The sequence below is a fragment of the Dysgonomonas sp. PH5-45 genome (genome assembly GCF_029893235.1).
Lineage (GTDB): Bacteria > Bacteroidota > Bacteroidia > Bacteroidales > Dysgonomonadaceae > UBA1309.
In genome coordinates this window covers 14995-41156 of the sequence record NZ_JARXWE010000021.1, presented here as the reverse complement: position 1 = coordinate 41156, position 26162 = coordinate 14995, and the positions used below count along the sequence as shown (strand labels likewise).

Below are 26162 nucleotides of genomic sequence, written 5' to 3'. Positions count from 1 at the left end.
GATTCTTATAATTCACTTTCTTTCATTCGCTCTGCGTTTTCGGCTATAATAAGCTGGTCTATTATCGACTGTATGTCGCCGTCCATTATTGCCGAAAGGTTGTAGAGAGTCAGGTTGATACGGTGGTCGGTAACACGCCCTTGCGGATAGTTGTATGTGCGGATTTTAGCCGAACGGTCGCCGGTCGATACCATCGTTTTGCGTTTTGATGCTATTTCGGACTGGTATTTGTTTAGTTCAATGTCGTACAGGCGGGTTCTGAGCATTTGTAAAGCCGTTTCGCGGTTAGCAAGCTGCGAACGGGCTTGCTGGCATTGTATCATTATGCCTGTCGGTTTGTGTGTTAGCTGCACCTTGGTTTCCACCTTATTTACATTCTGCCCGCCAGCACCGCTCGAACGGGCTGTTTGCCACTCCAAATCGGCGGGATTGATTTCTATGTCTACCTCTTCGGCTTCGGGCAATACGGCAACTGTTGCAGCCGATGTATGTACACGCCCTTGCGTTTCGGTGGCAGGGACACGTTGCACACGATGCACCCCCGATTCGTATTTCATAGTGCCATAAACGCCTTCGCCGGTAACGGTAAAGACAATCTCTTTAAATCCACCCGAAGTTCCCTCGGTAAGGCTTGTTATTTCGGTTCTCCATCCTTTGTTTTCGCAATACTTTGTGTACATGCGATAAAGGTCGCCGGCAAAGATTGCGGCTTCGTCTCCCCCTGTTCCACCTCTTATTTCCACGATGGCGTCTTTTGCGTCTTCGGGGTCGGAGGGGATGAGCAGTAGTTTTATTTCTTCTTCCAGAATGGGTAAACGCTGGGTGCAAGTGTCGAGTTCTTCTTTTGCTATTTCCCTGAGTTCGGCATCATTTTCCGAATCCAATATTTTTTTGGCTTCATCTATACTCGTAAGCACTTGCTCGTATTCATTACGGGCAGCAACAATTTTTTCGAGATCCCTGTATTCTTTATTAAGTTTTACATAACGCTTCATGTCTGCAATGACCGAAGGGTCTGTTATGAGTGTACTGATTTCCTGAAAGCGAACAACCAAAGTGTTCAGTTTTTCTAATAGTTGAGACATTTATCCGAAGGTTGTAATCTGTTTATAATTTTTGGAATACAAATATAACAGAAATTGCGGGAAGAATGAATTATTTGAATCGACTCGGATTTTTAAATTACAAAGCCCAAACGAAACAATAGTACATCAAATCTTGTTTATTAAAATATCGAACCGAGTAAACCAAACAAAAATGAATATGCAAGAAAAAAACTGGAAAATATCATTGATTGTTCTTATACTATGTTTGGGAATCATCATTTTCGCAAAACTGACACCATATATAAGCAGTTTTTTGGGAGCCTTTGCCATTTATGTGCTTGTACGTAATCAGGCTAATAACCTTGTCAATAAGAAAAAAATCAGGCGTAGTGTTGCTGCCATAATAATTCTTGTGGAGGTTGTGCTTTGTTTTATTATTCCGGTATCGGCCATCGTTTGGTTGTTTGTAGATAAACTGCAAATGGTAAACCTCGACCCGCAACAGCTCATAAATGAGATCCAGCTTTTGGTGACAACCATTCAAGACAAAACCGGTTATGACCTGCTAAGCTCAGACAACATAGCTGCCGTGACAGGCAAAGCAACCATGTATTTACAGAAAATAATAGATGGAATATCGTCTTTCTTTATTAATGCCGTTTTCATGATCTTTATACTTTATTTTCTGCTTATCGGGGGAACTCGTTTGGAAACTTATATAGCATCCTTACTTCCGTTCGAGAACAGTAATAAGAAAGAAATATTAAACGAAATTAAAACAATGACAAAGGCTAATGCCATTGGCATACCCTTATTGGCTATGATTCAGGGTGTAGTTGCATTTATCGGATACTTAGTGTCTGGGGCTCCGTTCCCTCTTGTGTTGGGTATTCTCACTTGTTTTTCTACTATTTTACCTTTGGTTGGTACTACTATCGTTTGGCTTCCGGCTGCCGTTTATTTGGCAATAACGGGCAATTGGCCTGCGGCCATAGGCTTGGCTATATACGGAGCTGTTATTATATCGGGAGTTGATAACTTGGCAAGGTTTTTATTGCAAAAGTCGATAGCCGATACCCATCCTTTGGTAACGATATTCGGTGTAATAATCGGGCTTTCTTTATTCGGGTTTTGGGGTGTGATTTTTGGCCCTTTGTTGCTGTCTATGTTTCTGCTTTGTATAGATATTTATAAAAGGGAGTATGTGGATATGGACAATAAAAAACCGGAGCGGTAAATTCTACTCCGGCTCTCGCTATTGTATTTCGTTTTTTTAAGAACTCAGTGTTTTCTTTTTTGCCAAGAATTCTTTTATACCACCTATATGTTCGCGTACTTTTTTGTTCGAAAATTCATATACTTTGGTTACTAATCCGTCAAGGAAATCACGGTCGTGCGAAACCAGTATAACCGTTCCGTCGTAGTCGAGGAGGGCATTTTTCAGCACTTCTTTTGTTTTTAGGTCCAGATGGTTGGTGGGTTCGTCCAGAATAAGTAGGTTGACAGGCTCGAGCAATAGTTTTATCATGGCAAGGCGGGTTCTTTCGCCTCCCGACAGAACTCGCACTTTCTTGTCCGAGTCGTCACGGTTGAACATGAAAGCTCCCAGTATATTGCGGATATGTGTGCGGATATCACCTTCGGCAACACGGTCTATCGTTTCAAAAACCGTGAGGTCTTCGTCCAGTAAATCGGCTTGATTTTGGGCAAAGTATCCTACTTTCACATTATGGCCAAGCATTATATTGCCTGTGTAGGGTGTTTCGCCCATCACACATTTCACGAAAGTAGATTTACCTTCACCGTTTTTTCCTGCGAGGGCAATTTTTTCGCCACGCGATATCATAAAGTTGGCATTCTCGAAAACCAAATAGTCGTCATATAGTTTCGTTACCATTTCTACCGTAAGCGGATAATTTCCGGAACGGACAGCTGGTTGAAACCTGATGCGGACAGACGATTTGTCTTCTTCGTCTATTTCAACACGCTCCATTTTTTCCAACTGACGTACACGGCTTTGTACCAAAACAGCCTTTGCCGCTTGCGCACGGAAACGCTCTATGAACTCTTCTATTTCCTGTATCTGTTTTTGTTGTGCTTCCCAAGCATGTATCTGCTGTTGGCGGCGTTCCTGACGCAGTTCCAAATACTTTGTGTAATTAACCTTGTAGTCGTATATTTTGCCCAAAGTTAGTTCTATGGTGCGGTTTGTTACGGCATCAATAAATGCGCGGTCGTGCGAAATCAGTACAACGGCATTCGCTTTTGTCTGTATAAATTCTTCCAGCCAACCGATAGACTCGATATCCAGATGGTTGGTAGGCTCGTCGAGCAACATTATGTCGGGGCTACTCAGTAGTAGTTTGGCAAGTTCTATACGCATCCGCCATCCACCGCTGAATTCGCTGGTAGGACGGTCCAGGTCGGAACGCTTAAAACCAAGCCCGAGCAAAGTTTTTTCTACTTCGCCTTCAAAATTTGTATCCTCTATGCGTGCTAAGCGTTCGTGAGCATGGGTAAAATCGTCAATCAACCGTGCGTAGCTATCCGATTCGTAGTCGGTACGGGTTTCCAGTTGCTTGTTCATTTCCTCTATCTGGTCTTGCAACTCAAAAATATGAGAGAATGCGAGCGAAGCCTCTTCTCTCACTGTGCGCTCGTCCGAAACCATCATTACCTGTGGCAGATATCCCACCGTTGTTCCGTCGGGCATCGATATAGTACCTTTATAATTCTTGTTTACTCCTGCCAGAATCTTGAGCATGGTACTTTTGCCAGCTCCATTTTTTCCGACAAGGGCAATGCGGTCTTTATCGTTTATGATAAAATTTATATTGTCAAAAAGAATCCGCCCCGATAGCTCTACTTTTAAGCTTTCTACAATTAACATCTGTGAAAATAATCTGTTTTTTTTATGAGCGGCAAAGGTACACAAATAGTTGTTGTAATACCAATCGGACGGGTAATAATACAACAACAAAGGTATTCCCGAATCGAGAATACCTTATATTTTAGCTATTGTAAAGTCAGATAAACGATCTGAAGATATTAAACTTTAATGATGGTGCTCGGCCTCCATGGCTTCCTGTTGGGTTTTATGCACCGTGCTGTGGGGATGTTCGGCCGGGGCATAGATAGAATAAAGCTTCAGTGGTTCGTCGCCAATATTGACAATGTTGTGCCACTTGCCTGCCGGAACAAGTATTGCAAAGTCTTCGCCCGCCAATTCTTCAAAACTTAGGGAGTCTTTGGTGTCGCCCATTAATACACGGGCTTTTCCGTCTTCTATTCTCAAAAACTGATCGAGGTTGCTGTGTTGTTCCAATCCTACTTCACCACCAACGGGTATCGACATCAATGTTACCTGAAGGTTTTTGCCTGTCCACAAGGAGGTTCTGAAATTGGTGTTTGCCGATGTATAGTCTTCTATATTCAGCACAAGGGGTTCTGCACCGTAATCTTTCAGTAATACATCGCGATGTTTAGTGCCGTTATCGGCAGTTTCTTTTTGAGTAGGGTTATCATCGTTTTTTTTATTGCAGGAGCTAAAAACCAGCCCTAAACCCATTAACGCGGAAAAAAGGAAAATTGATTTTGTTTTCAGAGTATTCATATACATAACTTTTTTGGTGATACTTAGTGTTGTTAAACTTAATTTAAAATTGCTACCGTATTTTTGTCATTCTTGACCATTCAGTAAACATCTCCTATAAACAGAAGAAATGGCATGCAACAGTTTTTAGATTATCTTAATCTAATAAATTAAACAATGAACAACATGTATTTGTTCTTTTCTTACTGTTTTATCGTTCTAACAATGTTATCTTTGCAGGGTTTAAGCCTCTTATAAAAGAGATACTATTTGGTGTTTTTATCTAATTCAAAACTATGTTTCTGAACTTATTGAAATATACATATGTTCCCTTACTGATAGCTGCGCTTATTTTTTACTTGTGTTGCCTCATCACGGTAAGTGATATTCCGGATGTGGAAATTGATTTTTTTATACCTTTCGATAAAGTGGCGCACTTCTTTATGTATTTTGGTTTTTCGGGGGCAACGGCATTGAATTATATTTATCTGAAAAAAGGAGATATTGATGTTTCGCGACTGCTTATCTGGGCGTTCCTTATGCCTATATTGTACGGCGCACTGATAGAAGTATTGCAAGATCGCTATTTCCCGCCAAGGGCAGCCGATTGGTACGACTTTTTGGCCGATGGGTTGGGGGCGTTAACGGCTTTGCCTATCGCAATTGTATTCAGAAACTATATATTAAAACAAACAACAAAATGAAACGTATATTATTGGTATTGATGTTTATATGTATGGCATCGGGTATGCCGGCACAGGAAAACGATAGGGGATATGTAATAAAGGTTGGCGACATGGCTCCCGATTTTGAAATGTATATGCCCGATGGCACGACGATGAAACTTTCGGAACTTCGTGGCAAGGTTGTGATGCTGCAATTCACCGCCAGTTGGTGCGGAGTTTGCCGTAAGGAGATGCCGTTTATAGAAAAAGATATCTGGCAAAAGCATAAAACAAACCCCGGTTTTGCCCTCTACGGAATAGATTTGGACGAGCCGGCCGAAAAGGTGATTGCGTTTGCTCAAAAAACAGGGGTGACCTATCCGTTGGGCTTGGATATAGGAGGTAGGATATTCGGCCTGTATGCCGAAAAAGGTGCGGGCGTTACACGCAATGTTATAATAGACAAAGACGGTAAGATTGTTATGCTTACCCGCCTTTATGACCCCGAAGAATTTGCCAAAATGGTGTCTCTCTTAGACCGGCTTTTGGCTCAATAAAGACATCGGTAGAAACAGGAGAACGAAATTGGAATTCATAATTTAAAACTGTACCTTCGCATAACGAAATTTGAATCTGTATGGAGAAAGAAAACATCGTTCTCGATTACGAGAATGTAACTTTGAGCAGAAAAGGAAATACCATTCTTCAGAACATAAATATAAAATTCGCGAAAGGCGATTTTGTATATCTGATAGGTAAGGTAGGTTCCGGAAAAAGCACTTTCCTGAAAAGCCTGTATAGCGAAATACCGATAGCGGGCGGCGAAGGCGAAGTGTTGGGCTTCCGACTCCAAAACATAAAAAGAAAACAAATACCTTATCTCAGGCGGAAGGTTGGAATAGTATTTCAGGATTTTCAGCTGTTGATAGACCGTACGGCCGAAAAGAACTTAGAGTTCGTTTTACGGGCAACGGGATGGAAGAATAAAGATTTGATAGATATACGCATAAAAGAAGTGCTAACACAGGTGGGTATGCAAAATAAAGGCTACAAAATGCCTCACGAGTTGTCGGGTGGGGAGCAGCAGCGAATAGTTATTGCACGCGCCTTATTAAACTCGCCCGAAATTATACTGGCCGATGAGCCTACGGGAAACCTCGACCCCGAAACCGGTAACCAGATTGTTGAACTCTTACACGATATATCGAAAAACGGAACAACGGTTATCATGTCGACACACAACTATGCTATTGTACAAAAGTACCCCGGGCATATAATAAAATGCGAAGATGGTGCTATATCGGAAATGAAAATATCGCGTTAAACACTAAAATCTTACTCTATTATGCATTTAAGGACAATAGAAATAAATAAAAAATCGGATCTGGATTTTGTAGAAAGGCTTTACATAGAGTCTTTTCCTAATAATGAGCGTAGGCCGGTAAAAGAGTTTCTTCGTTTGATGGAAAAAGAAAAAGATTTCGTAGTCTTGCTTGTTGTTAATAATGACGGAGAACACATAGGTTTTTTGACCTGTTGGAATTTTGAGACATTTGTTTTTGGCGAGCATTTTGCTGTCAGCGCAGAGTTTCGTGATGAAGGTTTTGGCGGGAAGGCTTTGAACGCTTTTATAAAAAAGGCCGGAAAACCAATCGTTATAGAAGTGGAACTCCCCGAAACCGATATAGCCAAACGCCGTATAGGCTTCTATATGAGGCATAATTTTAATTTGTGGGATGTGGAGTATGCACAGCCTCCGTACATGAAAGGCGGCGAACCTGTACCCATGCGCTTGATGACCTACGGGGATATCAATCTGAATAAAGATTTTGAATATATAAAGCAGGCAATCAATGAGAAAGTGTATTCTTTGTCGTAATTGATTTTTCGGCTTCCCCCCTTTCAAAAGATTATATTGTGAAATCAACTAAAATAATTTAATACAAATCATGGCAACACCTCCATTTAAGTATCAGGAAATGTTTCCTTTAGGAAAGGATACTACCGAGTATCATTTGTTATCGAAAGATTATGTTTCTACTTCGATGTTCGAAGGACAAGAAATGCTTAAAATTCAACCCGAAGCATTAACCCTGTTGGCTCAGCATGCTTTTCATGATGTTGAGTTTCTGTTACGCCCCGAGCATCAGGAGCAAGTAGCAAAGATATTAAGCGACCCGGAAGCGAGCGATAACGACAAGTTTGTGGCTCTAACATTTTTGCGCAACTCCGAAATATCGGCAAAAGGAGTTCTTCCTTTCTGTCAGGACACGGGTACGGCAATTATCATGGGTAAGAAAGGTCAAAATGTATGGACGGGCGGTAATGACGAAGAAGCTTTGTCGAAAGGTGTTTATAATACCTTCACCGAAGACAATCTCCGTTACTCGCAAAATGCGCCTCTCGATATGTATAAAGAGGTAAATACCGGCTGCAACCTGCCTGCTCAGATAGACCTATATGCCATAGAAGGTAACGAATATAAGTTCTTGTTTGTGGCCAAAGGTGGAGGCTCGGCCAATAAAACTTATCTGTATCAGGAAACAAAAGCATTGCTTACCCCCGGAAAGCTCGAATCGTTCTTGATCGAAAAAATGAAATCGTTGGGTACGGCAGCTTGCCCTCCTTATCACATTGCGTTTGTGATTGGCGGAACATCGGCCGAAACTAACTTGAAGACAGTGAAGTTAGCTTCAACAAAATACTACGACCAACTACCAACCTCAGGCAACGAAGGTGGACGCGCATTCCGCGACCTTGATATGGAAGCCCGTTTGCTGAAAGCTGCTCACGAGTTGGGATTGGGTGCTCAATTTGGCGGTAAATTCTTTGCGCATGATGTGCGTGTAATTCGTTTGCCTCGTCACGGAGCTTCTTGTCCTGTGGGTATGGGTGTATCTTGCTCGGCCGACCGTAACATCAAAGGTAAAATCAATAAGGATGGTATCTGGCTCGAAAAAATGGAGGATAACCCAACTCGCCTTATACCCGAAAACATGCGTCAGGTAGGCGAAGGCGGAGGAGTTAAGATTAACCTTAACCGTCCAATGAAAGAGATTCTTGCCGAACTCACAAAATATCCTGTATCAACACGTTTGTCTCTTACAGGTACTATTATTGTGGGGCGTGATATTGCTCATGCAAAATTGCAGGAACGTTTGGATAGGGGAGAAGACCTGCCTCAATACATAAAAGATCATCCTATCTATTATGCCGGACCTGCAAAAACACCACAAGGGTATGCCTGTGGGTCGATGGGGCCAACAACAGCAGGACGTATGGACTCGTATGTGGATGCCTTCCAGTCGCACGGTGGCAGCCTCATCATGATAGCCAAAGGAAACCGTAGCCAACAGGTAACGGATGCTTGCCACAAATATGGCGGCTTCTACTTAGGTAGTATTGGTGGCCCGGCAGCTATTCTTGCCCAAACCAATATTAAGAGTTTGGAATGTGTAGAATATCCGGAATTGGGAATGGAGGCTATCTGGAAAATAGAAGTTGAAGACTTCCCCGCATTTATATTGGTCGATGATAAAGGAAACGATTTCTTTAAACAACTAAAACCAATAAGCTGTGCCCATTAAGGAATTGCTTTAGTACAACAATATACAATAAGATAAGGCTGCATTCATCGGAGAGTGCAGCCTTGTTGTTTTTATAAGAACATCAGCTTTTTAATTGAATAGTGGGTATAAAAGCAAAACGGAGCCTTTTCACAAAGACCCCGTTTCCATAGGAAAATCAAAAAGTAATAATCAAAATGTAATTCTCAACATAATTAACCGTAGGTTTTGAAGTATAGAAGAAATAGTCATGTTTTAAACCAAACGGTTATGTTGGAAGTATTTTATCTTTTATAGTTAATCATTATCGTAAGTAGTTTCAAAAGTTTGTGTTTTACCATCGAAGCCAATTGCTGTAACAATAAACTTCACTGGTTTTATTTCGGTTTCGAGGTAAGGACGCAAATTGAATGCTGCCATAGTTTTTACTTTGTAGTTGGCAGGATCGTTTTTTGCATTGTGCCTTAGCTCTAAATGTATTTTTCCGTCGGTTGCTGAACGGGTATTTTTATTGTTCAACAAGCAAATGGAGTGGGTTTGCGTTTCGCCATACCCGAAAGTAAATCTTATATTCAGATAACTATCGCCAATCCACAAGGATGATATTTCGACCGGATCGTTGCCAAACTGGTTAAGGTCGGCATCAGATTCGGGCTCAACAACGTTAGCAGTCAGTATATCCTGTATCGAATATATCTTAATAGCTTTGTCGTATGCCCCTACGATTGGTACATCCAGATATTCAAAATTTATTAGAACTCTTTGCTGATTGGGTTTCACGGTGTACTCTCTATCGCTTTGCGCAGGAAAGAGTGTTGTTCCGTTGTCCATTACCAGATAATAACCACCATCATCTGTTTTTTGCACACTGGCCAGTTCACTGATGTAAGACGGCACTTTATAGTCGTCCGAACTACATGATGCAAATGCCAGAATTATTACAGATATGATAACAGAAAACACGCTTGTTTTCAGATTTGCTGTATTTTTTTTATGGTTCATAATCTTTCAGCTATTAAGAAGATGCAGTTTTGAATTTGATGTTGCATCATGTATTGTTAATAAAAGTTAAGCATTTGTTATGGGTGATTTATTCTAACAAAATTTCTTTGGGATATGTAGGCACGAGATTGGGCGAAACTGTTGGTACAGAAGATCCTATATCAAAAAAACGGTCAAAGCCATTTTGATCCATCCGTGGATAAAATCCGAGTTTAATATCAAGGGTATTAAATACAAGCATATCATTTTTTATACGAATACCTATCCCCGTACCCCAATAGAGGTTATCTTTTTTGAATAGGCTTTCGTTTCTGGGGCTTAGCCAGCACATATCGAAAAAGTGGTAAAAGAGAAAACGGAAGCCCGCAATTTCGTATCTGGAATATAAGTCGCTTTCGGTTTTGACCAGAAATTGCTCTGTTCCGTTTGCCATTTTTGTATATTCGTTTATACCCAGATTGGTTTTAGAGCCAAAGTAAATGCGGTCTCCAAAATATTTGTCGGGCGATAAAAGTTTTGTATAGTTTACCGTCAGGAATTGGCGCAATCGGCCAAAAGGAAGGCTTATGAGCGGCGAGTAGTAGTTCGACTCGAATTTAAGTACGCTTTCGTATGCTTCGCCTTTGTTGAAGAACGACGAAATGGCCGCCTCGCCGTATAGGTTACCGGGCACGATTTTGCTACTGCTGGCCGCTGCCTTGAAAGAGGTGTACATGCCACTCTTAAAATGCCGGAAAGTGCTGTAACCAAGTTGCAGGGATAGGTTGTAGCCCTGTGCAATGTTTTCGGTTGTCCCGAAATTATTAATCAGATACTCCCTTATGTAAGTGTTTTTATAGAGGCTGAATTGTGCGAGCCATATTTTGTTTTCAACATATTTGTATGGCAGCATAATGTCTTTTACATGTTCCTGATAAAGAGAGTTTTTGTATTTAGGCGATTTTTGTCTGAAACTTGTGCTTATAACGAAACGCTTCACGGCATCGTCCGAAGGCAAGGTGAATGCCCGCCCCAGCGAAATGCAAAACTGTTGGTGATAGTCGGGTGATAAGGAGTCCCATGCTGCAATATCGGTGCGAATTATCTGTCGGGAATAGCTCATTTCGCCAAAGTAATTGAGTTTGGGTTGTAAGTTGCGTTTGGCAGATGCTGAGAACTGGTAGTTTTTAATCTTATCCAGATATTCGCCCTGCAAATCAATGAGCGAACCGAAAAGATTTTTATATAAATAGTTGCCCCCGAATCCGAAATTACGTGAGTAATCGGACTCGTATATAAATCTCAGACCGGCACGGCTTCCGGAGCCTAATATATTTTTGTCGAATAGTTCTGTATCGAGCCCTGTTGTAGTCACTTTGTGCACATAAGCACCTATTGTCCATTTATCTCTGACTACGATGTCGACGTCGACCGAGTCATTAACTTCTACTATGGGAATAATGTTTATCCGTGCATCGGCAATATATCCGCTGGAGCGCAGAAAGGCTTCCGACTCGGAAATGGTTCCCGATTTTACCGGATCTCCCGATTGAAACTGAAGGTTGCGAAGGATTGCAGGCTTTTTTGTTGGCTGATGCAGGTTGTTGAATGTGTCGAATTTTTCTATCCTCTCGTCCGGGTTTTCTACACTTGTCCCGAAAGGGGGGAGTACGGTGATGTTTATATTACGGATAATTTTTCCATGATAGGGTTTGTACTCGTTTACTAACGATTTTTTTTCGTCTGCCCTGTTAGGTAGCTTTGGTTTGCGTATCAGAGTAGAGAATATTGTTTTAGTCCATCTGTTTTTGCCTGTTTTTTCTTTTAAGTCTTGGTACGATTCGTTTAGTTTGATTGCCGACAGCGAATCTTCGTGCTGTATGTTGGATTGTATGGAGTCCGATACATAGTCGTACCCCCTTGCATATCCGGAGTGAGAAGTGCAGAAAAAAAACAAACAAAAGATGGTTATGTACAGAAAACGAGTCAACAGAGAAATTTTTTGTAATCGTAAAGATACATAATATTAAAGAAACCGTTCCAATTCTTTAATAACATGATTCCTGAAAAAATAATAACAAGTTGTGGTGTCATTCTGTTCTGAGGGGTTTCTTGTTAACTTTCTTGAAACTATCGCCTGTTAAACGTTGTTATATGTAAAATATTTGCTTCCTTTGCTTCTGTAACGTATTGATGTTTATAGATATAGACTATCGCATATAGATGAAATATATTTTTATAATATTAGGTTCCATTTCTTTGATGTTAGGTTTACTGGGGATAATTACTCCGGGATTGCCCACAACGCCTTTTATTCTGCTGACGGGAATACTGTACACAAAAGGATCGCCAAGGTTGTACAAGATGTTGGAAGAAAACCGGTTGACAGGCTATTATCTGAAAAGGCTTGACAGTGGCTTTGGGTGGAAAGCCATATTCCTCTCGGTATTATTGATGTGGTGCATGGTTTGCTTTTCGGCATTTGTAGTGTTCCGCGGAAGCACTATGCAGTATGTGATGCTGGGTTTAGGAGCTGTAGGAACAATTTTCCAGATTTTAACCTTATGCAAAAAAAGAAAAGCCAAGTCCGGAATATTGACCGAAGTTTTGCCGAATAATGAAAACGAAACCAACTTATAGAATTTATATATAGTTTAACTCGTAGTTTATTTAGAAAATAAAAGCTAATTCTCTGAAAAATAGTATTATCCATTTTGTCATCCTTCGTTTCACTCAAGAGTCCCAAAAATCGATTGATAGTATCAAATTAATACTCTCTGTTGTCATGTTGAACGATAGTGAAACATCTCTTCCCTCAAAAGAGATTCTTCCCTACGGTCAGAATGATAAAAAGAAATCAAAAATTACTTTTAGGCCACTCTCTTTATCGTGATTTTTCAGAAAACGAGCTTTTATTTTCTAAATACACTACGGGTATAGTTTAATTTATTGTCGAACCAAAAAGAATCTTGTTTATGTTTAAAAATACAATAAAATGACATTATCTTTGTAATGCTTTTTTCTTCCTTTGTGCAAGAGAAAGTGTGTTAAAGCAAGTGTCTTACAGTAGTGTTTTTGAACATTATAACTACAACAAAAAAATTACATGGAAAAACAAGAACAACAAAACCAAATTCAGATTGAATTGAATGACGAAATTGCCCAAGGCACTTATTCTAATTTGGCAATAATAGCGCATTCCAGTTCGGAATTTATTATTGATTTTGTACGGGTAATGCCCGGTGTGCCCAAAGCTAAGGTTAAGTCGAGAATTATACTTACCCCCGAGCATGCCAAACGCTTATTGTTTGCCTTGAACGACAATATTGTGAAGTACGAAAATCAGAACGGAACGATAAAAGTAGATAACGGTTCGTCGTTTACCCCTCCCGTAGTGGGTGGGCAGGCTTAGAACCGCCGATACTAAAATAACTATATTATAAATTCAATAACAAAAACAAAAAAAATTATGAAAATTGGTGTTCCAAAGGAAATTAAACCCAGTGAAAACAGAGTTGCGGTAACTCCCGCAGGTGTAATGGAGTTCGTAAGAGCAGGTCATGAAGTTTATGTTCAGACAAGTGCTGGTGTTGGTAGCGGGTTTCAGGATTCTGACTATGTAGGAGCAGGAGCTAAAATCCTTAATACCATCGAAGAAACTTATGCAATCGCCGATATGATTGTAAAAGTAAAAGAACCTATCAAACCAGAATACGATTTGATTAAAGAAAACCAAATCTTGTTCACATATTTCCACTTTGCATCGAGCCTTGAACTTACAGAGGCTATGATCAGACGCAAAGCTGTTTGTCTTGCTTACGAAACTGTAACCCTTCCGGACAGAAGCCTTCCGCTATTGACTCCTATGAGTGAAGTTGCAGGCCGTATGGCAACTCAAGAAGGTGCGCGTTTCCTTGAACAACCACAAGGCGGTAAAGGCCTTCTTTTGGGTGGCGTTCCTGGAACAAGACCAGCTAACGTTCTTGTATTAGGTGGTGGTGTAGTAGGTACACAATCGGCAAGAATGGCTGCCGGATTAGGTGCGCGTGTTACTATCTTGGATAAAAATATTTCTCGTTTGCGTTATTTGGCAGATGTTATGCCAGCTAACGTTGTTACAAGATATTCTGACGAATATACTATTCGCGAGCTTATCAAAGATGCCGATCTTATTATCGGTTCGGTACTTGTGGCCGGAGCAAAAGCACCTCGCCTTATAACAAGAGATATGCTTAAAGATATGAAACCCGGAACAGTGCTTGTTGACGTTGCTATTGACCAAGGCGGATGTTTCGAAACATCTAAACCAACAACACACAGCGACCCTGTTTACACTATCGACGGTGTTCTTCACTATTCGGTTGCAAATATGCCGGGTGCTGTGCCAATGACATCGACAATGGCTCTTACAAACGCTACCCTTCCTTACGCTTGCCAGATAGCAAACCTTGGATGGGAAGAAGCTTGTAAACGTTTTGCCGATTTGCGTCAGGGCTTGAACATTATTAACGGTACAATTGTTCACAAAGGTGTAGCCGATGCTTTTGGTTTTGATTATGTAGAATACAAAGCATAATTAAAAATAAATACCTGTCTCAGCGTATACTTAGCTATGGGTATACGCTGAGATTTTTTTTTAATATAAAGGAACGATGGACAGTAAAACCGGAAAATTCAATTTCTTTGCCATGTTTTGGGACGGAATAAAAAACATGGGAACGCTGGGCAAAACCTTATGGATTTTGGTAATAATAAAACTGTGCATAATGTTCCTTATACTACGTCCCATATTCTTCCCTAATTTCTTGAGCTCTAAATCCGATTCGGCTGAAGGCAAGGCCGATTACGTACGACAGGAACTGATAGAAAGAGCTACCTCTAATGACAGTATAAAATAAGATCACTTTTTAAAACTTATTTATATGGAATTTGAAATATTAAACTCATCGTTGGTCGACTGGTCGAGGGCGCAATTTGCTTTGACGGCCATGTTTCACTGGGTCTTTGTTCCGCTAACGTTAGGTTTGGGTATAATCATGTCTATCATGGAAACCGCCTATGTAAGAACCGGAAAAGAGCAATGGAAAAGAACAGCTAAATTCTGGCAACTGATTTTTGGGATAAACTTTGCCATTGGTGTGGCAACGGGGCTTATCCTTGAGTTTCAGTTCGGTACAAACTGGTCGAACTACAGTTTGTTTGTAGGCGACATCTTCGGAGCACCATTAGCCATTGAGGCAATTGTAGCATTCTTTATGGAAGCAACCTTTATCTCTATCATGTTTTTCGGGTGGGATAGGGTAAGCAAAAAAGCACACTTGGCTGCAACATGGCTCACCATATTGGGCGCAACCATATCGGCGCTGTGGATTCTGGTTGCTAACGGATGGATGCAATATCCTGTGGGAATGGAATTTAATCCGGATACCGTTCGTAACGAGATGGTCGATTTCTGGGCGATAGTATTCTCCCCGATAGCCATAAACAAATTTTTCCACACGGTTATCTCTTCGTGGATATTAGGTGCTGTTTTTGTTGTGGGTGTTGCCGCTTGGTACATGGTTAAGGGACGCAACAAAGAGTTTGCGGTACAAAGCATGAAGGTAGCAACCGTTTTTGGGCTTGTAGCTTCTTTACTGACGGCTTATACAGGCGATGGGTCGGCCTATCAGGTGGCTCAGAAACAACCCATGAAGCTTGCTGCCATGGAAGGATTGTACGAAGGCGAAAACGGAGCCGGACTGATTGCCGTAGCCTTGCCCAATCCCGATAAAAAGACATACAATGATGGTGTAGAGCCATACATCTTTAAAATTGAAATTCCTAAAGCCCTTGCTCTATTGGGCTATCGAGATATGGATGCCTTTGTTCCCGGAATAAAGGATATCATTGAGGGCGGATATGATACACCTCAAGGTAAAGCTTTGTCGTTTGCCGAAAAACAAGCCAAAGGCAAACTTGCCATTGGAGCTTTGACCGACTATCAAATAGCGAAAAAGAAAGGCGACGAAATAGCCGCTGCCGACTATAAGGCAAAGCTAAAAGAGAATTATGCGTATTTTGGATATGGATATCTTAAAAGCGCAGACGATCTTGTTCCGAATATTCCTGTTGTATTTTGGTCTTTCCACATTATGGTATATCTGGGTGGTTATTTTGTTCTTCTGTTTGTTGTTCTGATGTTTTTTCAGTACCGCAAAAAACTTGAAGGTATGAAGTGGCTGCTTTGGATATGCGTATGGTCGATACCGTTGGGATACATTGCCAGTCAGGCCGGATGGATCACAGCCGAATTTGGTCGCCAACCTTGGGCTATACAAGATGTTATGCCTTTGCAGGCAGCAATATCGGCTCTGTCGGTCGATTCTGTCCAGATTACATTCTTCTTATTCTTGGTATTATTTACTGCACTATCTATTGCAGAAGTTCGTATAATGTTGAACCAAATTAAGAAAGGCCCGCAAGAAGATTAGTTGTTGTCAGCTATTCTTTCAGAAAGGTTTTATTCTTAATTTTAAAAATATAAAGATTATGGATTACGGATTCTTACAACATTATTGGTGGTTCCTGATAAGCCTCATAGCCGGAATTTTTGCATTTCTTCTCTTCGTTCAGGGTGGGCAGTCAATGCTGTTTTCGTTGGCTAAAACCGAGCAACAACGATATCTTCTTGTAAATGCTCTTGGCCGAAAGTGGGAGTACACGTTTACTACACTGGTTACTTTTGGAGGTGCGTTTTTTGCTTCTTTCCCTTTGTTTTATTCTACAAGCTTTGGAGGTGCATATTGGGTATGGATGGCTATTTTGTTTTGTTTCATTATACAGGCCGTGTCGTACGAATACCAGTCGAAGCCCGGCAATACATGGGGTAAAAACACATACCGTTGGTTCTTGTTTATCAACGGCTTGTTTGGTACTTTCCTCATAGGGGTTGCCATAGCTACATTTTTTACAGGTTCGGAATTTGGCGTAAATAAAGCGAATTTAACCAATCCGTTGGCTCCTGTCATCAGTCAGTGGCTCAACCCTTGGCACGGATTGGAAGCATTGCTCAATGTCCGCAATTTGTGTTTGGGCTTGGCTGTGTTTTTCCTTGCCCGCACGTTGGCTTGTTTATTCTTCATAAACCGTATGGCGGATGAAGAATTAGTGAAGCGGTCGCGTAAGTTTTTATTATATAACAGCTTGCCGTTTGTTGTGTTCTTCCTTGTATTTTTGATTTGGACACTCCTGTCGGTAGGGTATGCGGTAGACCCTGCAACCAAGGTTGTTACGCTCGAAGAATATAAATATTTCACTAACCTGATAGAAATGCCTGTGGTATTCGCTGTATTTGCTGTCGGGGTGTTGTTGGTTCTGTATGGAATAATCCGCTCTTTACTCTCCGATAAGTTTCAGGCGGGCATTTGGTTTAGTGGATTGGGTACTGTTTTGACGGTATGCTGTCTGTTACTTATAGCAGGGTGGAACAACACGGCTTATTATCCTTCGTCGGTCGATTTGCAATCGTCGCTTACCATCGAGAATTCAAGCTCCAGTCAGTTTACACTCACGGTGATGACTTATGTGTCGTTCCTTGTTCCGTTTGTACTCGGATACATTATTTATGCATGGAGAGCGCTCGAACGCAAAAAGTTTGATGGCAAAGACCTGAAAAATGATGGGCACATTTATTAGTAACTTCATTGCTTTTGAAGTTATTATACAACCGATATAATTATAAACAACAGAGGCTGAACCTATTTTTGTGGGTTCAGCCTCTCTATTTTGATTAAAGGACGAGCTGTTTATTTTTTCACTATTTTGGCTGTTGTGGAATTATATTTTCCTGATATTCTCACCAAATATACTCCTTTTGTTAAGGTAGAAGTGTCAACAATACCATCTTTGCATACAGGCGAACAAGAAAGTTTTCCGTCAGGGGTATATATATCAATCAGAATTACATCGTTTTCTGCTTGTCCGGAAACAATATTCAGATGATCGGTTACAAGGGTTGGATAGACAGCAAAAGATTCTTTCTTTTCGGCCTCTTCTATACTTGCTAAACGTTCCATTTGTATTATTGCTTGCTCTAAATTGGGGAAAGGCCCGATGTGCCCGTCCACATCTTCTTGCCTTTGCGGAAGGCCGGTTTCAATTAATAGTTCTCTCATCTGAGGCGATGTCATATAGTTTCCGGTTAAGCTATGGTAGTACGATTGCAAAATGGCAGCGCATCCACCTACAATAGGTGTGGCGGAACTTGTACCCGAAAACATTGTATATTTTTGGTTTATATCATCACCTGGCATCATGTAGTCTCCGTATCCGATAGATAATACATCCATACCCCAACCCTGAACATCAACACGAGAGCCATATGTGCTGAAGTACAGTTTGTTATGCCTTGTGCTGGGGTGACCTGCCCCTACAATAATAGCACCACTATTGCCCCGGGCGTTATATTCTTCAAATAAAGGATCGTCTAAGTTCATACCCCCGTTGCCTGCTGCTGCAATTACTACTACTCCGGCATCAGTTGCAGCTTTCGTTAAATCCCATACCACGTTGTTATATTCAGCTGGTACATAGTCTTCGGTTGTTTGCACATATATTTGCATTTCATACAAGATTATATCGCCTGGTTCTGCATCCATAATGGCCCGTGTAACAGCTTTTATACGGTTATAGCCGGAAGATGTATATTCCGGATAAAGTATAAATCGGTCAATATTATGCGCTATACCGGTAATGCCATAACCATTATTTCCTGCGCACATAATTCCGGCAACGGCTGTTCCGTGGTCTAAGCTCATAGAAGATTGTATATCCATATTTTGAGCTATCGAAACGTTTACTTCGTTCAAGTCTTCATGATCGGGGTTAAGGCCATATTCTATGTCGTGTACGCGCACACCTTCTCCGGTGAGTCCTCTTTCCCAAGCATAATATGCGTTCACTCCGGGGTTAGACCTTAAATATGTTTGCGAAGACTCCATATTAGGCGTTACAGGAGGTATATCGTAAGGTGGTTTTATGGGTACACAGGGAGTCAAGCAGGCATATTCAACCTCGTCCATGGCTTCCAGTTTAGTTGCTATTTTAAGCAAATCATCCTTGCTTAACTTGTCTGAAACAACCTTGTATATACGGTTTAACTTGTCTATGCTATTTGTATTTGCTCCCCTCAAGGATGCCGATTTACGTATCTTTTGTAGATTAATATCGGGGATATCTATTCCTTTCTCGAACTGGAAAGAGTATTCTTCTTTCAGGTTTTTTAATTTTTTATTCAGAACAGATGCCGTTTTCAGACACAACGTATCGTTGTTCATCACAATATTGTTTGGGTAGAAAGATACATAAAGTTCATATTGGCTTACAGAAGGATTTAAACGAAGCCCCCCCTTTCTGTTTTGTGCAACTATACAGGTTGTTGCAAGAAGAAAAGCGAAGATGAAAAATAAACGTGTTTTCATAGCAATTAGATTGTTTTGATTATTATATCTTATAAAGGAACGGAAAAATATAAAAAAACACAACCTGTCTTACAGCATATCTTATTTGGATTTTATCTTATAACCACGAACTATTTTTCTGTTTACAAGTTGGTTAAGGTTGTGATGTAGGGTGAATTTTTAAATACACAGAAGGTCTTTATTTTCTCAATTCCGAAAAAAGGGTTCAGTATGATTTATTGTAAAAAATAAAATTTATTGGCAACTCTTATTTATATCTCAATTGGTAGCCATCAACAATTTTTCTATTTACAAGTTCCTGCAATATATTGAATTCGTTGTATGTTTTAGCCTTTCTTCCATGAGCTAATGCATATACATGGTATGGATACACTTTAAATATTTTAGCAAGCTCTTTGTATGTGTTTTTATTTTGACTAAATAGATAGCCTATTAAGTGTTTTACTATCATAGTACTATAACATTAATTGGGTGTTATTTTTGATTTTGCATTTTGATGTATTTTGTAACTAAAATAAACGATTTTAGTTTTTTTGTTAGAGTAAGTCGTTAATTAATTATTATTTATTTAAGTCTTTCCTTTGTTTGAAGTATGAACCATTGTTTGGTAAAAATATATTATTTTAGTGAAATCGCAAGCAAAAAGAGTGGGTTAAATCATGTATTGTTATATTTTAATGTTTGTTTTAACAAATACCTGTCAATATGTAAGTGATAGTAGGCATTGTTTAGATAATGAATGTTATTATATTTTCATGAAAACATTTTTTATAGTTAACTTTAAATTTCCATTCTGATATATTAGTTAAAATATGATATCAATAAATGTTTCGGGCGAGTTTAAGAGTTTATGCCCCGATTTTGCAGGAGCAGCCATTTTAGCCAAAGTAGTAAATACACCTTATTGCGAACCCCTCTGGAGGGAAATAAACTCCATTTCGGAGCAGTATAAGCAAACAGGTGTGATAGAAGAAATAAAAAAACATCCGGCTATTGAAGCTACACGCATGGCATACAAAAGGTTTGGGAAAGATCCTAACCGTTACCGACCCTCGGCCGAGGCTCTCTGCCGACGCATTTTAAGGGATATCCCCTTATACCAGATTGATACGCTTGTCGATATAATAAATCTGGTTTCTATAAAAACCGGATATTCGATAGGAGGCTTCGATGTTGATAAAATCTCGGGAAATGTATTAACTTTGGGTGTCGGTACAACCGGCGAACCATATGAAGGAATAGGCAAAGGTTTACTTAATATTGAGGGACTTCCTGTTTATAGAGACAAAGTGGGCGGCATTGGTACTCCTACCAGCGATAATGAGCGAACAAAGATAAGTGTTGAAACAAAATACCTGTTGGCTATTATTAATGGTTATGATGGACCCGAAGGTTTGCCCGGGGCAGTACAGTATATGCAATCGTTATTGCAACAGTATGCATCGTCCGATGGTGGAGATGTATTTTATTTTTAGTTTTTCTTAATACTTAAACAAAACAACATGAAGATATTGACAGGTACGCAAATAAAAGCAGCCGATAATTATACAATCGAAAACGAACAGATAAACTCGTTCGACCTGATGGAGCGTGCGGCTAACGTAATAGCTGATTGGTTTAAGGATAATATCGGCAAAGATATTCCCCTGTTTTTTTTCATAGGCAAAGGCAATAATGGTGGCGACGGACTGGCTGTTGCCCGTATCCTCTATAATACCGGATATAAATGTTCGGTCTATACAGCTTACAGCAAATCGGATATGACCGAAGAGTGCAACCACAATATGAACCTGTTGCCCTATGGTGTTGACATAATAGAAGGAGGACAGATTGAAATCTCTAAAAAAACGATAATCGTTGATGCTTTACTTGGTTCAGGGCTTGTGGGGGAAGTAAAAGAACCTTTACGGTCTATAATAAATATCATAAATTCTTTGCCTAACCGGATTGTTTCGATAGATATACCGTCGGGGATGATTTGCGAGTTTGGAAACGCATCTCAAACTATTGTAAATGCCAATCAGACATTAACTCTGGAATTTCCTAAACTTGCCGCTCTATTGCCCGAAGCCGGCGAGTGTTGTGGCGAGATGATTATCCTACCCATAGGTCTCAGCAAAGATTTTATGCAGCAAACCGAGTCGCCTTATTTCTTTATAGTAGAGTCTACCATACAGAAATTACTGCGTCCCCGGCTTAAATTTGCACATAAGGGCACTTATGGGCATGCGCTTCTGCTTTGTGGTTCGGAAGGGATGGCCGGTGCGGCTGTGCTGGCTACGGGTGCGGCTCTGCGTTCGGGTTGTGGTTTGGTAACCACGCACATGCCGGAACAAGAGCGTATGGCCGTTCAAGTGAATTACCCATCCGCCATATTGAGCCTCGATAAAAACACAAGCCTGTCTTCCCTGACACAAGATCTGACACAATACAGCGCCATAGGTATTGGCTGTGGGGTGGGGCAGTCAGCGCAAACTACCGGCGTTTTGGAGCAGTTGCTTAAAAGCGATACCGGGTTGCCTATGGTTTTTGATGCCGATGCCATAAACATACTGGCACAGAACAAAGAATTGTTGCAATATATACCCAAAGGGTCTGTTTTTACACCTCACCTTGGAGAGTTGAAACGCCTTATTGGCAATTGGGACGATGAAGCACACAAACTGAAGCTTGTCCTTGAATATGCCAAAGATTTGGATTCGGTATTTGTTGTAAAGGGAGCGCATACTTTAGTCTGTATGCCCGATGGACAATACTTTTTTAATTCGACCGGAAATAGCGGAATGGCAAAAGGCGGATGCGGAGATGTTCTGACAGGATACCTTACGGGGCTTATGGCTCGCGGTTACTCAAATACACATGCCGCCCTGATAGGCGTGTACCTGCATGGTTTGGCAGGCGATATGGCTGCTCAGGAATACGGGCAGGAAGCGATGAACAGTAAAGATATAATTGACTATCTGGCAAAAGCCATGAAAGTGGTAACAGAATAAGTTTCGGTGTAGAAAACCGCCCTCCGGTTGTTATAAGATTTGATTGCCCCGCCGTTTGGTTTCGCGCCCCAGTTCCCTGACCGAGGGAATGAAAAGCATAGTACAACCTACTATACAGATAGAGATGCCCGTGTACAGGAAAGCCGAGTTAAGACCTATATATTCGGCAATGAAACCGGTTGCCAATAAGCCGGGTATGGCCGGAATAAGGTTGAGGCTACCCATGATTGAGAATACCCGCCCAAGAGTGCTTGTGTCTATCATTGTTTGCAGTATTACGGTGAAAGCACTCCAGAATATGGCTCCGCATATACCTCCGATACCGGAAAGAATAACAAAGACCACAAACCCCGATGCGGGCAGTATCCCGGAAAAAAGGAATGTAAGACCCAACACTATGAGGGTTGTAATAATAAGCAAGGCTTTATTGGTGCTTTTCATTATTTTCAGACCAAGAAAAGCTCCTCCTATCAGCATTCCCACTCCCCAAGCGGTTTCTACGATGCTCATACTGAAAGTGTCGCCCATAAAATATTTAACGGTCATCAAGGGGAATAATGCCGAAGCAGGCATCAACAAGGCTATTGCTATTATATCGAAAACGAAAAGCCATGTCAGCCCTTTTACCGACGATATGGCTTTCAGTCCGTCTTTAATTTCTTTCAGCACATTTATTTTCTCGGTGGCATCTTCTCTTTCGGGGTTTGGTATTTTCACACAGAGCAAAGCAACGCAGGCTATGATAGCACCCGCAACATCGAGCAGCAATATAAAAGTCATGTCCATCACCACAATCAACAAGGCAGCCAAGGCCGGCCCGGCTATACTACTCAGTGATACTATTATCTGATTGACGCCAGCCACTCGCATCAACTGCGATTCGGGCGCAATAAGCGGAATGGATGCTTGCATGGCAGGTGTATAGAACGCGTTACCAACAGACCTGAAAGCCAGTAGTATGTAAATCTGCCATACTTCAATTTTCCCGTAATGGAACATAATGCACAGAATAAGGGTGGTAATGGCAATGAACGAGTCAGAGAAAATCATTGTCCATTTACGGCTCCATCGGTCTATCAAAACGCCAGTGAATAGCCCTATCAATATCTGTGGAAGCATGGATGCTATGGTGGCAAAAGCCAATACTTCGGCCGAGCCAGTTTCGAGGCTTAACCAAAAAATAACGGCATACCCTACAACCGAACTGGTTAGGGTAGACACAAGCTCGCCCGACCAAATGAGTGCAAATTTTTTCTTCCAATTTTCCATAAAAGCGAGCATAAAGATAGTATGATTGTTGTCATCCAACACCGACTTTTACCGCCAAAAAGGTATTTTTATCTTTTTCAGTTCTTCGGTTAATTTTTTTGCTTGTTTATCGGTTACGCTATCCAAAAGATTCCAAAATCTGGGGCTGTGATTCATTTCCACAGTATGGCAGAGTTCGTGCAGAATAACAAAACCGCATAGATGCCGGGGCAACAACATACACATATAAGAAAGGTTAATGTTTTTCCCCGACGAACAACTGCCCCATCGGCTACGGCTTTTGTTTATTTTCACGTCAGTAAAAGTAAAACCGTGTTCCTGAGCCAAAGAAGATACCAATGCGGGGAATATTCTTTTGGCCTCGTTGCGCATCACCTTTTCTACAATATCACGGATAGTATTTTGTGTATCAATCGATTCACATACACAATTGTGAGGGCATACAATGGTTAAAACATAGTTTTGAAGAGAAAAATAAAAGTTGTTGAGATTTTCGCTTTTTTCTATTTTAATGCTGAAACTGAGAGTCTTGAAATCAGCATCGGGCAAAAATATATGGTTTGGTCTGCCCTTCAGCGACGAAAGCTTTGGCCGTAACTCCTCTAAGGCTGCAAATGCCTGCTGTGCGGAAAAGTATACGGGTATTGTTATCTGGATACCATCGGGCACACGGCGTGCGATAACCCGTTTTGCCCGTCTGTTGGCGATAAAGAATATCCGACCTAATTCGCTGTCTGTATATTCTGCCTTATCCATTTAACTGTGTGATATATGAAACAAGCTTAGATCCCGAAAAAGATCTAAGCTTGCTGTTATACTTTATTATCGAGTAATTGTATTAGTTATTTTTTCTTGTTTTTCTCTTTCACAAAAGCCTCAAGAGCAGCAGTCATAGAAGGGAATCCGGGCTGGGGAGCTTCGCAATCTAAACGTAAACCGGCTTCTCTCACAGCTTTAGCAGTGGCAGCTCCGAAGCATGCTATATATATGTCTCCCTGTTCAAAGTCGGGATCATTTTTAAATAAAGACACGATACCTAACGGGCTGAAGAAAATGATAAGGTCGAACGACTTTATGTAATCTTTCTCTATCTCCGTACTTACCGTCCGGTACATAATGGCTTTGGTGTAATCTACTTTTTTCTCGTCCAGAATGGCTGTGATATCATCGTTATGCACATCCGATACGGGAACAAGAAATTTTTCTTTATTGTGCTTGGTCAGAGAGTTAGCCAATCCGTCCATTTTGCCCGTCTGGCTAAAGAAAATCTTACGCTTACGGTATATTATATATTTTTGCAGATAAAGAGCCACAGACTCGGATATACAAAAATACTTCATGGTTTCGGGCATAGTTATCCGCAGTTCTTCGCAAAGCGAAAAGAAATGGTCTATGGCCACCTTTGCCGTAAATACGATTGCCGAATAATCGGGGATAGAAATTTTTTGTTGTCTGAACTCCTTGGCATCTAAGCCTTCTACTTTAATAAATTGACGAAAATCCAGAGTCAGATTATATTTTTCTGCGATATCAAAATAAGGAGATTTTTCGGTGGCTGGTTTTGGTTGTGATATTAAAACTCTCTTAATTTTTGTACTCATAGAATATTAATTATATCCGTTTCAAATAAAAAATTCAGACCAAAATATAAGGATATATATGGCAAAATTTCGACACTGCAAAGGTAGGTAATCAAAAATAAAAAGTTAACTTTTTGTTGTAAAAAAAAGGAAATTGTTCGATAGAAAATAACTAAGCGTGTCAGTATAAATAAAATAAAAGACAATAAGAATGCTAAGAAATGAAAATGATCGGCATAAATCAGTACCAATGTTGGCAGGAAGATGCATATTCCGAAGATGTTAATGAGCGAAACATAATCTTTTTTCCATGTATTTATCAGTCCTTGTACATCGAACAGATATCCCATAAACTTATAGAACACATACTTTATGCCAACAAAAATAAATAAGGTAACAACAAATAATATTACTGTTATAAAACTACTTGTGGTACTGGTTATATAAGTGCTGGTTTCGAAAAACAAATCGTATAGCACGATGCTTGAAAGGAGTATTGCCTGAAAAAACAAAAGCCCATTTCCCCATGCGTCGGCTGCCGTTGTTTCTTTAAACGAAACCCTTTCAGACCGATCTGAAAGTAAGGAAAGCAAGCCCCGCCTGTCGAACAAAGATATTCCTCTTTTATACACAAAGGCAAGGAGCATGAAGCTGAGCAATAGGAGAGCAAAAATTCCGTCTTCGCCTTTAAGGCTGGGTAAACGGTCTTTCCCTTTATGACCGACTGCCGTATATGCCTTTACCGGAGCAACAGTATCTATTAGCGATTCGTTGGCAAGGGTATCAGTTGCCTGATTTATGGAATAAGTTGTGGTATCTTGCTTCGAAAAGTTGAGCAACCTTGGATTTGTGGATACAGAGTCGGGTTTGATTATACCGGTATGTGTACCTTGTGTTGCGGGAAGTAGACCCACATCCGGTAATGCTGTTGTTATAGAATCCTGCTCGATTTCCACCTTTATCTAATTCGTTTATATCCATAAATAAAACAGGCTGCAAAATTACAAAT

Annotated in this window: 25 protein-coding genes; 14 read left to right on the top strand and 11 right to left on the bottom strand. The window is 40.6% G+C overall.

Annotated elements, in window-relative coordinates; genetic code table 11:
• Positions 1-5: 5 nt before the first annotated feature.
• Positions 6-1085 (bottom strand): peptide chain release factor 1, encoded by a 1080-nt coding sequence (prfA, locus tag M2132_RS08540; protein ID WP_280672941.1) that lies wholly within the window; start codon positions 1083-1085, stop codon positions 6-8.
• A 172-nt stretch (positions 1086-1257) separates the two neighbouring features.
• On the opposite strand from prfA, the gene M2132_RS08535 reads away from it, so the two are divergent.
• Positions 1258-2283 carry an AI-2E family transporter gene (locus M2132_RS08535; RefSeq protein WP_280672940.1) on the top strand — a complete coding sequence of 342 codons (1026 nt, stop codon included), beginning with the start codon at positions 1258-1260 and terminating at the stop codon, positions 2281-2283.
• A gap of 36 nt (positions 2284-2319) precedes the next feature.
• Here the strand turns inward: M2132_RS08535 and M2132_RS08530 are convergent, their stop codons facing one another.
• Positions 2320-3936 carry an ABC-F family ATP-binding cassette domain-containing protein gene (locus tag M2132_RS08530; RefSeq protein WP_280672939.1) on the bottom strand — a complete coding sequence of 539 codons (1617 nt, stop codon included), beginning with the start codon at positions 3934-3936 and terminating at the stop codon, positions 2320-2322.
• Positions 3937-4101: 165 nt separating this feature from the next.
• Positions 4102-4659, bottom strand: coding sequence for a cupin domain-containing protein (locus M2132_RS08525; RefSeq protein ID WP_280672938.1), 558 nt, complete (start codon positions 4657-4659; stop codon positions 4102-4104).
• Between the two features lie 275 nt (positions 4660-4934).
• Between M2132_RS08525 and M2132_RS08520 the strand changes: the two genes are divergently transcribed.
• The 5 genes from M2132_RS08520 (at position 4935) to M2132_RS08500 (ending at position 8890) form a co-directional block, all read left to right on the top strand.
• The gene (locus M2132_RS08520) at positions 4935-5342 is read left to right on the top strand and encodes a VanZ family protein (RefSeq protein ID WP_280672937.1); all 408 of its coding nucleotides are present in this window, start codon (positions 4935-4937) and stop codon (positions 5340-5342) included.
• Positions 5339-5860: a TlpA disulfide reductase family protein gene (locus M2132_RS08515; RefSeq protein WP_280672936.1), complete on the top strand. Its 522-nt coding sequence runs from the start codon at positions 5339-5341 to the stop codon at positions 5858-5860. Before M2132_RS08520 ends, M2132_RS08515 begins: the two co-directional genes overlap by 4 nt.
• A gap of 80 nt (positions 5861-5940) precedes the next feature.
• Positions 5941-6627, top strand: a complete 687-nt coding sequence (locus tag M2132_RS08510) for a cell division ATP-binding protein FtsE (protein ID WP_280672935.1) — start codon at positions 5941-5943, stop codon at positions 6625-6627.
• Positions 6628-6648: 21 nt separating this feature from the next.
• The gene (locus tag M2132_RS08505; RefSeq protein ID WP_280672934.1) at positions 6649-7182 is read left to right on the top strand and encodes a GNAT family N-acetyltransferase; all 534 of its coding nucleotides are present in this window, start codon (positions 6649-6651) and stop codon (positions 7180-7182) included.
• A 70-nt stretch (positions 7183-7252) separates the two neighbouring features.
• Positions 7253-8890, top strand: a complete 1638-nt coding sequence (locus M2132_RS08500) for a fumarate hydratase (RefSeq protein WP_280672933.1) — start codon at positions 7253-7255, stop codon at positions 8888-8890.
• A 276-nt stretch (positions 8891-9166) separates the two neighbouring features.
• Here M2132_RS08500 and M2132_RS08495 read toward each other — a convergent pair whose 3' ends face one another.
• Positions 9167-9871: a NigD-like protein gene (locus M2132_RS08495; protein WP_280672932.1), complete on the bottom strand. Its 705-nt coding sequence runs from the start codon at positions 9869-9871 to the stop codon at positions 9167-9169.
• 88 nt (positions 9872-9959) lie between these two features.
• Positions 9960-11840, bottom strand: a complete 1881-nt coding sequence (locus M2132_RS08490) for a hypothetical protein (protein WP_280672931.1) — start codon at positions 11838-11840, stop codon at positions 9960-9962.
• 233 nt (positions 11841-12073) lie between these two features.
• On the opposite strand from M2132_RS08490, the gene M2132_RS08485 reads away from it, so the two are divergent.
• The 6 genes from M2132_RS08485 to cydB all read left to right on the top strand — a co-directional run bounded on the left by M2132_RS08485 (position 12074) and on the right by cydB (position 17527).
• Positions 12074-12490 carry a YbaN family protein gene (locus tag M2132_RS08485; protein WP_280672930.1) on the top strand — a complete coding sequence of 139 codons (417 nt, stop codon included), beginning with the start codon at positions 12074-12076 and terminating at the stop codon, positions 12488-12490.
• A gap of 466 nt (positions 12491-12956) precedes the next feature.
• On the top strand, positions 12957-13262 hold the full coding sequence (locus M2132_RS08480; protein WP_280672929.1) for a DUF3467 domain-containing protein: 306 nt from the start codon (positions 12957-12959) through the stop codon (positions 13260-13262).
• A gap of 57 nt (positions 13263-13319) precedes the next feature.
• Positions 13320-14426, top strand: a complete 1107-nt coding sequence (gene ald / locus M2132_RS08475; RefSeq protein WP_280672928.1) for an alanine dehydrogenase — start codon at positions 13320-13322, stop codon at positions 14424-14426.
• A 76-nt stretch (positions 14427-14502) separates the two neighbouring features.
• Positions 14503-14748, top strand: coding sequence for a DUF4492 domain-containing protein (locus M2132_RS08470; protein ID WP_280672927.1), 246 nt, complete (start codon positions 14503-14505; stop codon positions 14746-14748).
• 24 nt (positions 14749-14772) lie between these two features.
• A complete protein-coding gene (locus tag M2132_RS08465; RefSeq protein WP_280672926.1) occupies positions 14773-16323 on the top strand; it encodes a cytochrome ubiquinol oxidase subunit I in 1551 nt (516 codons plus the stop codon).
• Positions 16324-16381: 58 nt separating this feature from the next.
• Complete coding sequence (gene cydB, locus M2132_RS08460) at positions 16382-17527, top strand: cytochrome d ubiquinol oxidase subunit II (RefSeq protein ID WP_280672925.1); 1146 nt, start codon at positions 16382-16384, stop codon at positions 17525-17527.
• A gap of 110 nt (positions 17528-17637) precedes the next feature.
• Here cydB and M2132_RS08455 read toward each other — a convergent pair whose 3' ends face one another.
• Together M2132_RS08455 and M2132_RS08450 are read right to left on the bottom strand one after the other, a co-directional pair.
• On the bottom strand, positions 17638-19311 hold the full coding sequence (locus M2132_RS08455; RefSeq protein ID WP_280672924.1) for a S8 family peptidase: 1674 nt from the start codon (positions 19309-19311) through the stop codon (positions 17638-17640).
• Between the two features lie 247 nt (positions 19312-19558).
• On the bottom strand, positions 19559-19762 hold the full coding sequence (locus M2132_RS08450) for a hypothetical protein (RefSeq protein WP_280672923.1): 204 nt from the start codon (positions 19760-19762) through the stop codon (positions 19559-19561).
• 361 nt (positions 19763-20123) lie between these two features.
• Here M2132_RS08450 and M2132_RS08445 point away from each other — a divergent pair, with 361 nt between their 5' ends.
• The gene (locus M2132_RS08445) at positions 20124-20786 is read left to right on the top strand and encodes a B3/4 domain-containing protein (RefSeq protein ID WP_280672922.1); all 663 of its coding nucleotides are present in this window, start codon (positions 20124-20126) and stop codon (positions 20784-20786) included.
• A 27-nt stretch (positions 20787-20813) separates the two neighbouring features.
• Positions 20814-22304 carry an NAD(P)H-hydrate dehydratase gene (locus tag M2132_RS08440; RefSeq protein WP_280672921.1) on the top strand — a complete coding sequence of 497 codons (1491 nt, stop codon included), beginning with the start codon at positions 20814-20816 and terminating at the stop codon, positions 22302-22304.
• A gap of 30 nt (positions 22305-22334) precedes the next feature.
• On the opposite strand, the gene M2132_RS08435 is transcribed toward M2132_RS08440, so the two are convergent.
• From M2132_RS08435 to M2132_RS08420, 4 genes are all read right to left on the bottom strand, one after another.
• A complete protein-coding gene (locus tag M2132_RS08435; RefSeq protein ID WP_280672920.1) occupies positions 22335-23573 on the bottom strand; it encodes an MFS transporter in 1239 nt (412 codons plus the stop codon).
• A 48-nt stretch (positions 23574-23621) separates the two neighbouring features.
• Complete coding sequence (locus M2132_RS08430) at positions 23622-24329, bottom strand: M48 family metallopeptidase (RefSeq protein ID WP_280672919.1); 708 nt, start codon at positions 24327-24329, stop codon at positions 23622-23624.
• A gap of 86 nt (positions 24330-24415) precedes the next feature.
• Positions 24416-25174: a uroporphyrinogen-III synthase gene (locus M2132_RS08425; protein WP_280672918.1), complete on the bottom strand. Its 759-nt coding sequence runs from the start codon at positions 25172-25174 to the stop codon at positions 24416-24418.
• Positions 25171-26109 (bottom strand): DUF4271 domain-containing protein, encoded by a 939-nt coding sequence (locus M2132_RS08420; RefSeq protein WP_280672917.1) that lies wholly within the window; start codon positions 26107-26109, stop codon positions 25171-25173. Before M2132_RS08420 ends, M2132_RS08425 begins: the two co-directional genes overlap by 4 nt.
• Between the last annotated feature and the right edge of the window lie 53 nt (positions 26110-26162).